Annotated in this window: 2 protein-coding genes and 1 pseudogene; all 3 read right to left on the bottom strand. The window is 63.0% G+C overall.

From position 1 onward, the window contains the following. A partial coding sequence (locus LPA44_RS17920) for a branched-chain amino acid ABC transporter permease (protein WP_230890840.1) occupies window positions 1–566 on the bottom strand: 566 nt, incomplete at its 3' end. 189 nt (window positions 567–755) lie between these two features. Continuing rightward, window positions 756–1460: an ABC transporter ATP-binding protein gene (locus tag LPA44_RS17915; RefSeq protein WP_230890839.1), complete on the bottom strand. Its 705-nt coding sequence runs from the start codon at window positions 1458–1460 to the stop codon at window positions 756–758. Beyond that, window positions 1457–1786 (bottom strand): annotated as a pseudogene (locus LPA44_RS17910) (ABC transporter ATP-binding protein); the annotation flags it as partial. The pseudogene LPA44_RS17910 and the gene LPA44_RS17915, both read right to left, overlap by 4 nt.

Raw genomic sequence — 1786 nt, 5'->3', positions numbered from 1 at the left:
CCCATATAGCGTGCCGCGTCCGGATTCTGTGCGACGGCGCGGATTGAACGGCCGGTTTTCGTGTAGCGAAGGAACAGCCACGTTGCGACGATGAGGACGAGGGCGAAGACGAACGTGACCACACGGGAGGAGGCCACGGAGACCCCGGCGAGGCTCAGACTTCCGGTGATGATGTGTAGGTCGGTCGTCTGGGCTTCCGCACCGAAGAGGAACGTCTGGAGGACGTATTGCCAGGTGTTCTGAATGATGAGTGCGACACCGAAGAGGAGGAGGATGGGCTGTTCGATGCCTTCGTCGACGACGTGCGTGAGGAGGGATTGTAGCAGCACGCCGATGACGGCGAGGACGGCCATCGCGACGATCATGCCGAGAAGCGGAGAGAGGCCGAACGTCATCGCACAGATGACGGCAACGTAGCCACCGAGCATCAGCAGATGGCCGTGCGCAAGGTTCACGATATCCATAATTCCGAATACGAGCGTGAGACCGAGCGCCGCGAGCGCGTAGATACCGCCGAGGAGGAGACCGTTCACGGCCGCCCCCGCAAGCAGGTCTAGTGACGGCATAATCCACCTCGACTCGGGCCTGTCCGTCCCCAGTCGGGAGTCGGGGCGTCACTCGTCCGTCGTACGGTACATCGTCGTGGGATCGTCTGATTCATCGTAGTGTTCGGTATCGGTGAGTCGGTGGTCAGTTCTCGTCCGAGCGACCGCGGTTCCGTCGCAGGGGCACTCGGTCGTGGCTCTACGGTCATCTCAGCCGCCGAGGTAGGATTCCTCGACACGGTCGTCGTCCTCGAGCTCTGCAGCGTCGCCGGAGAGCACGACTCGGCCACTCTCGAGAACGTACCCCCGGTCGGCAATGCGGAGGGCGTTGTGGAGATCCTGTTCGACGAGTAGTACTGTCACACCGTGTTCGGTCACCTCTTCAATGGCTGCGAAGACGTCTTCGACGAGCACCGGCGCGAGCCCGAGGCTGGCCTCGTCGAGTAGGAGCAGCTCAGGGTCGCTCATGAGCGCGCGGCCGATAGCGAGCATCTGCTGTTCGCCGCCGCTAAGCGTGCCCGCAGTCTGGTTCCGGCGTTCCTTGAGGCGGGGGAAAACGTCGAATACCCATGATTTGCGCTCGGCGGCACCTGTGGGGGTCGCGTGGGCGCCGAGGTCGATGTTCTCTTCGACGCTGCTCTCGGTGAATATCTCGCGTCCCTCGGGGACGTGTGCGATACCCGCGCGAACCAACTCCTCTGGTGGGCGCCCGGTGATGTCCTCGCTGTCGTAGATAACCCGACCGCTCGTCGGCGTCAAGTCCCCACAGACGGTCTTGAGGACGGTCGTCTTTCCGGCGCCGTTCGCACCGAGGAGCGCGACGACGTCCCCGTGGTCGACGTCGATGGAGACGTCCCAGAGAACCTGCACGTCACCGTAGGAGACGTCGACGTCCTCAATGGACAGCAAGCTCATACGGCGCCGCTCCCCGTCTCGGTGCTCCGGTTGCTCTGCTCGCCGAGATAGGCCTCGACGACCGACGGGTCGTTCTGGATCTCGGTCGGCGTCCCACCTGCGATGAGACTGCCGTTGTTCAGCACGAGCACGCGGTCGCTCACGGTCATCAGAGCGCGCATGACGTGATCGATGAGGAAGACGGTCATTCCGCGGTTACCGATGTCTTCGATGAGGTCGACCATAGTCTCAGTCTCCTCGGGATCGAGACCGCCAGCGACCTCGTCGAACAGCACGAGATCGGGGTCAGTGGCGAGCACGCGAGCGATTTCGAGTCGTTTTAGCGC

Origin of the sequence: Halobacterium sp. KA-4 (assembly GCF_021028995.1) — an archaeon.
Lineage (GTDB): Archaea > Halobacteriota > Halobacteria > Halobacteriales > Halobacteriaceae > Halobacterium.
The sequence above is the reverse complement of the archived record's forward strand: the minus strand, read 5'-3'. Positions and strand labels throughout refer to the sequence as shown.

Bases quoted from the DNA above. Each gene is read 5' to 3' on its own strand.
- LPA44_RS17915 (WP_230890839.1), bottom strand. From the start codon at position 1,460: ATGAGCTTGCTGTCCATTGAGGACGTCGACGTCTCCTACGGTGACGTG.